Below are 5,761 nucleotides of genomic sequence, written 5' to 3' on the forward strand. Positions count from 1 at the left end.
CGGCGGCCATAGCGGAGGGGAAACGCCCGGTCCCATTCCGAACCCGGAAGCTAAGCCCTCCAGCGCCGATGGTACTGCACTCGACAGGGTGTGGGAGAGTAGGACACCGCCGAACACACATTCCAGAAAACCCCCGACCACACGGTCGGGGGTTTTCTGCATTCCAGGGCACATACGCTGTCCCACATGACTTTCGGGGACAGCGGCATCCGAGGACAACGGCATTCAAGGACAACGGCGTTCAAGGACAACGGCATCAGGGGCAACCACATCAGCCAGTCGTGTCGTCTACACGTCTTCGTCGATCCCCCCACGAGCTGTAGGCAAACCGCGGACATTGCGCGGGCAGACCAGCGCACGCCACCACGCATAGACAGCCAGAAATTCTCGCGAACGGGCGGCGTGAAGATCAGATCGTCGGACTGGCGAGAACCGTTTCTGCCGATCGACCGCGGAGGACGACGCTGTCACCGAGTTTCCAGCAGTCCGCCTCGGACTTGGATGCACCGTCGACGGTGATCTTCGAGGCGAGAATGGCATCCGGCGCGTTCTTTGCGAGGTCTGACAGGCGGGCTGCTTCGTTCACCGGGTCGCCGATGACGGTGTACTCGAACCGAGACTTCGCGCCTACGTTGCCGGCGACGGCGCGGCCGGAAGCGACGCCGACCGCAGCGCTGCACTCCGGCACTTCGCGCTTCAGGCGGGCGCTGATGGTGCGAGCGGCGGCCAATGCGGAGCCGCAATGGTCGTCGATCTCTCCGGGTGCCCCAAAGATGGCCAGCGCGGCGTCGCCCTCGAACTTGTTGATGAAACCACCGTGCTCGTCGACCTCGTCGACGACGACCGCGAAGAAACGGTTCAGTAGAGCGACGACTTCGGCCGGCGGGCGCGTCGACGCCATCTCCGTCGAACCGACGAGGTCGATGAAGAAGACCGCGATGTCACGTTCCTCGCCGCCGAGTTCGGGATTGTTGTTCAGCGCGGCTTCCGCGACTTCGTGACCGACGTGGCGGCCGAACAGGTCGCGAATCTTCTCGCGGTCGCGGACGCCCTCCGCCATTCTGTTGAAGCCGCTCTGCAGCTCGCCGAGCTCGGTGCCGTCGTAGACGGCGAGATGCACGTCCATGTTGCCGCTTTCGACCTCGGCCATTCCGTTGCGGACGTTCCTGATGGGTGCGGTGGTGGCGAAGCCTCCGAGGAGTGTCAAGGCAAGGCCGAAGACGATCGTGATGCCGCCGAGCGAGAGAACAGCAACAGCCATCTGATCGGTGTCCGTCTGATACGGACGGATGAAACTGAAGATGGCAATGATCATCAGTCCTGCGACGGGAACGCCGGTGCCCAGAATCCACGACAGAATCGAACGACCCATGACACCGGCAATTCTTATCCGGCGCGGATCGCCGGCCTGGAGCGCCCTCGCCGCCGCCGGCCGCAGTGCGAACTCGCTGAGCAGATAGCTGAACGCACACACGACTGCACCGCCGAACCCAATGGTGAACGCTACCTTGGGGATCGACGTCGGTTCGATGATGCCGTCGATGGTGGTGATGAGGATGAGACCGCCGGTCCACAGGACGATCTGCACTCGCGTGAGACGCCACGGCATCGACAGCGTCGTGACCTGCTCCTTGCGCGTCGGCTCCCGGTCCTCTATCGCCCAACGCAGAACCCGTAGCGCTCTCGTCGTCCCCCACAGGACACCGATGAGAAATGCGAGCCCAACGTACACCGGAACGACGATGTAATTGACCCACCAGTACAAGTCGGGATCGAGCACGTTCGGGCCGGGTACGACGACGCTGACCAGAGCTCCCACGATGACGGCGCCGATGAGATTCGAACCGAGTAGGAACGTGGTCAGCAGCAGCTGCACCCTTACTCGGCGGCGTCGGGGCGACTCGGACGTGCTACCGAGAAGCCGGGATCCAAGGGGTGCTGCGGATTGGTTCAGTTGCGGCATGGTGGTCACAGACTAGCGGTCGGTTTGGCTTAGGGTGGTCGAGTGCGTCTCGTGATTGCTCGTTGCCAAGTCGACTATGTCGGCCGCCTCACCGCCCACCTTCCGCCTGCTCGGAGGCTGCTTCTGGTGAAGTCGGACGGCTCGGTCAGTGTCCACGCGGACGACCGCGCGTACAAGCCGCTCAACTGGATGAGTCCACCGTGTTGGATGGAGGAGACGGCGGACGACGGCACCCTGAAGTGGGTCGTCACCAACAAGGCGGGCGAAGAACTCCGGATCACCATCGACGACGTCGAGCTCGACTCCAGTCACGAGTTGGGAATCGACCCGGGTCTGGTGAAAGACGGCGTCGAGTCGCACCTGCAGGAGTTGCTGGCCGAGCACGTCGAAACGCTGGGGGAGGGCTACACCCTCGTGCGACGTGAATACATGACAGCCATTGGGCCGGTCGATCTCCTGTGCCGAAACGCAGACGGCGGAACCGTGGCGGTGGAGATCAAGCGTCGAGGAGAGATCGACGGCGTCGAGCAGCTGACCAGGTACCTCGACTTGCTCAACCGCGATCCGGTGCTCGCCCCTGTAAGCGGGGTCTTCGCGGCCCAGATCATCAAGCCACAGGCGAAGACCCTTGCCGTCGACCGCGGTATTCGCTGCCTGACGCTGGACTACGACGTGCTCCGAGGAACCGAGAGCACCGAATTCCGCTTGTTCTAGTCCGCTTCTTTACACTCGACGTGTGCCTCGACGGAACCACGACCGCAAAGCGAACCGGAGAACCGGCCCCTCGCGGGCTTCCAGTCCCGATTCGCTGATGGGCGGCGCGCGCGTCGAATCGGGCCCCGCGGGGTGGGGTGACGAAGAGTTCACCACGCGCGCCGTTCCGGGGAACAGAGCCACCAAGACGTACCGGTGTCCCGGGTGCGACCACGAGATCCGTCCAGGCGTCTCTCACGTGGTGGCCTGGCCCGCAGCAGAACTGGGCGGCCCGGAGAATCGCCGGCATTGGCACACGGGTTGCTGGTCCGGCCGCGGTAGCCGCGGACTGACCAGGCGCTGGTCGTAATCGACCAGCGCCTGCGAATTACGAGGCTACGTCTGCCTTCTCCTTACCCTCGACGTTGTCGCCGGTTTCTGCGTCTTTGTCCTTGCCCGCTCCGTTGACGTTGTCGGGGGCGTCGAGTAGTTCGCTCTCCCGATTGACCGATGCGAGCATGGCGGGTACCGAGTCGAGTTGACCGCGAATTCCGAGGAGCTGCGCGAGCACGCGGCTTCGAAGGACGCGTAGTTCTTCGGCCAGTTCTTTGGAGTGGGCGATGCGGCGCTCGGCCTGCTCGGAGGCCGACTGCAGCCGACGCGTCGCCTCGGTGGTGGCCTCCTCGATTCGGTGCGCCGCATCCGCCTTGCTGGATGCCTCGAGGTCTTCGAGTGCGGCGAGGATCTTGGTCCGTCGATCCGCCATCGTTATCTCGAAGTCTTCCTGCACTTTGGCCCGCTTTGATTCGGACTCGGCCGCCAACTTGTCGCGCTCGGCCTGGGCTGCCTCGACGACACGAGCGGCTTCGGTGCGCGCCTGCGCCATCGTCTGTTCGTGCTCGGTCTCGAGTGCGGACTTGCGCTCTTCGAGTTCGGCAACGAGCGACTCGTGGCGGCCGCGGAGCCGCGCGCTCTCCTGTTCGGCGACGGACACCATTTCCTCTGCTTCGGCATGCGCCTTCGCGCGGACCTCCGACGCCTCGTCCGACGCCAAGCGAAGCATGCGTGAAATGCGGTCGCTCATACCCTCGGCCGTGGTCGGCGGAACCGACAGGCGATCGATGTCCTTGCGCAGCTCGTCGATCTCGTCGCGCGCATCGTCGAGCTGTTTGGCCAGGTCACGGGCCTGTGCAGCGGCTGCGTCTCGATCTGCAGTGGTCAAACGGAGTTCGGCGTCGAACCGTTCGAAATAGTTGCTCACCTCATCGCGGTCGAAACCCTTACGGACGATCGAGAAGGGAAGTTGCACACCGCTGCGGTCTTGCTCGTTGGCCATGCGGTCAATTTACCGGTGCGTAGGGTCCGAGGCCATACGGTCCTCTAGTGAGCCGAAGAGGCGGCAGGTTCGACGAGTTCGATGAGTACGCCGCCCGCATCCTTGGGGTGAAGGAAGTTGATGCGCGAGTCCGCCGTGCCCCGTCGGGGTGCGTCGTACAGCAGCCGGACACCACGACTGCGGAGTTCAGCCGAGATCTCCTCGATGTCGCTGACGCGGTAGGCGAGCTGCTGCAGACCCGGGCCGTTGCGATCGATGAACTTGGCAATCGTCGAGTTCTCGTCGAGAGGCGCAAGCAATTGCAGCGCTGCGGAACCCGCGGGAGCCCCGGGGAACGACAACATCGCCTCGCGGACTCCCTGAGCTTCGTTGACTTCCTCGTGGGTGGACACCATGCCCAGGTGCTCCGAGTACCAGGCAATTGCGGCGTCGAGATCGGGCACCGCGATACCGACGTGGTCGATGGCCGTCACGAGGTCAGAGCGAAGGGGGAGTCCGGTGGTGGGTGGCGTGGTCGAGGTCATAGGGTCGACGGTAGCGTCAGAGCCGTACAGCTGCTCTTCGGGGCCGCTGCACGGATCGGCGATCACTTCTGCTGCATACCGTTGGAGGAATAACGTGACTACGTCCGTCATCGTCGCTGGGGCTCGTACTCCGGTGGGTCGGTTGTCCGGCTCGCTGAAAGACTTGTCGGGTTCGGATCTCGGCGGTATCGCGATCAAAGGCGCCCTGGACAAATCCGGGGTGGCACCGGAACTGGTCGAGTACGTCATCATGGGCCAAGTCCTCACCGCAGGCGCCGGACAGATCCCCGCCCGCCAAGCCGCCGTCGCGGCAGGTATCCCCATGAGCGTCCCCGCGCTGACGATCAACAAGGTCTGCCTCTCCGGGGTCTCGGCCATCGCGATGGCAGATCAACTCATCCGCGCCGGGGAATTCGACATCGTCGTCGCCGGCGGCCAAGAGTCGATGACCCAGGCCCCGCACATGCTCGAAAAAAGCCGCGCAGGGTTCAAATACGGCGACGTCACCATGAAAGACCACCTCGCCTACGACGGCCTCTACGACATCTTCACCGACCAAGCCATGGGCGGACTCACCGAATCACGCAACGACGGCGCCCACGCCAGCACCCGGGAAGAACAAGACCAGTACGCCGCCACCTCGCACCAACGAGCCGCCGCAGCGTGGAAGAACGGCATCTTCGACGACGAAGTCGTCCCCGTCTCCATCCCCCAGCGCAAAGGCGACCCGATCGTCGTCGCCCAGGACGAAGGGATCCGCGCCGACACCACCGCCGACACCCTCGCCCGCCTCCGGCCGGCATTCAGCACGGACGGCACCATCACCGCCGGCAACGCCTCGACCATCAACGACGGCGCCGCCGCGGTCATCGTGATGAGCCGTGAGAAAGCCGAAAGCCTCGGCCTGTCCTGGATCGCGGAAATCGGCGCCCACGGCGTCGTCGCCGGACCGGACTCCTCACTGCAATCTCAGCCCGCCCGCGCCATCGCGGCAGCCTGCGCCAAGGAAGGCATCGACCCGACAGATCTGGATCTGATCGAAATCAACGAAGCCTTCGCCGCCGTCGGCATCGCCTCGATGCGCGAACTCGGAGTCGATTCCGGCAAGGTCAACGTCAACGGCGGCGCCATCGCCATCGGCCACCCCCTCGGCATGTCCGGCGCCCGCATCGCACTGCACCTGGTACTCGAGTTGCAACGCCGCGGCGGCGGCATCGGCGCCGCCGCACTGTGCGGCGGCGGCGG

The 5,761-nt window shown here is 64.5% G+C and carries 6 protein-coding genes and 1 rRNA gene; 4 read left to right on the plus strand and 3 right to left on the minus strand.

Features of this window, described 5'->3' with window-relative positions; all coding sequences use genetic code 11:
- Positions 1–115 (plus strand): 5S ribosomal RNA (gene rrf, locus WBQ44_RS06600); the annotation flags it as partial.
- Positions 116–409: 294 nt separating this feature from the next.
- Here rrf and WBQ44_RS06605 read toward each other — a convergent pair.
- Positions 410–1,963: an adenylate/guanylate cyclase domain-containing protein gene (locus WBQ44_RS06605; RefSeq protein ID WP_495565924.1), complete on the minus strand. Its 1,554-nt coding sequence runs from the start codon at positions 1,961–1,963 to the stop codon at positions 410–412.
- Positions 1,964–2,005: 42 nt separating this feature from the next.
- Here WBQ44_RS06605 and nucS point away from each other — a divergent pair, with 42 nt between their 5' ends.
- Positions 2,006–2,677 (plus strand): endonuclease NucS, encoded by a 672-nt coding sequence (nucS, locus tag WBQ44_RS06610; RefSeq protein ID WP_495565925.1) that lies wholly within the window; start codon positions 2,006–2,008, stop codon positions 2,675–2,677.
- 22 nt (positions 2,678–2,699) lie between these two features.
- Positions 2,700–3,026 carry an Rv1322 family protein gene (locus WBQ44_RS06615; RefSeq protein WP_495565926.1) on the plus strand — a complete coding sequence of 109 codons (327 nt, stop codon included), beginning with the start codon at positions 2,700–2,702 and terminating at the stop codon, positions 3,024–3,026.
- Positions 3,027–3,044: 18 nt separating this feature from the next.
- Here the strand turns inward: WBQ44_RS06615 and WBQ44_RS06620 are convergent, their stop codons facing one another.
- Both WBQ44_RS06620 and mce read right to left on the minus strand, forming a co-directional pair.
- Complete coding sequence (locus WBQ44_RS06620) at positions 3,045–3,992, minus strand: hypothetical protein (RefSeq protein WP_495565927.1); 948 nt, start codon at positions 3,990–3,992, stop codon at positions 3,045–3,047.
- A gap of 44 nt (positions 3,993–4,036) precedes the next feature.
- Entirely contained in the window at positions 4,037–4,516 is a 480-nt protein-coding gene (gene mce / locus WBQ44_RS06625) for a methylmalonyl-CoA epimerase (RefSeq protein ID WP_495565928.1), read from the minus strand.
- A gap of 94 nt (positions 4,517–4,610) precedes the next feature.
- Here mce and WBQ44_RS06630 point away from each other — a divergent pair.
- On the plus strand, positions 4,611–5,761 hold a 1,151-nt coding region (locus WBQ44_RS06630; protein WP_495565929.1), incomplete at its 3' end, for an acetyl-CoA C-acetyltransferase.

Origin of the sequence: Rhodococcus sp. (in: high G+C Gram-positive bacteria) (assembly GCF_049591685.1) — a bacterium.
Classification (GTDB): Bacteria; Actinomycetota; Actinomycetes; order Mycobacteriales; family Mycobacteriaceae; genus Rhodococcoides.

Excerpts from the sequence above, each read along its gene's own strand:
- WBQ44_RS06605 (WP_495565924.1), bottom strand. The coding sequence starts at position 1,963 with ATGCCGCAACTGAACCAATCCGCAGCACCCCTTGGATCCCGGCTTCTC.
- WBQ44_RS06620 (WP_495565927.1), bottom strand. The coding sequence starts at position 3,992 with ATGGCCAACGAGCAAGACCGCAGCGGTGTGCAACTTCCCTTCTCGATC.
- mce (WP_495565928.1), bottom strand. The coding sequence starts at position 4,516 with ATGACCTCGACCACGCCACCCACCACCGGACTCCCCCTTCGCTCTGAC.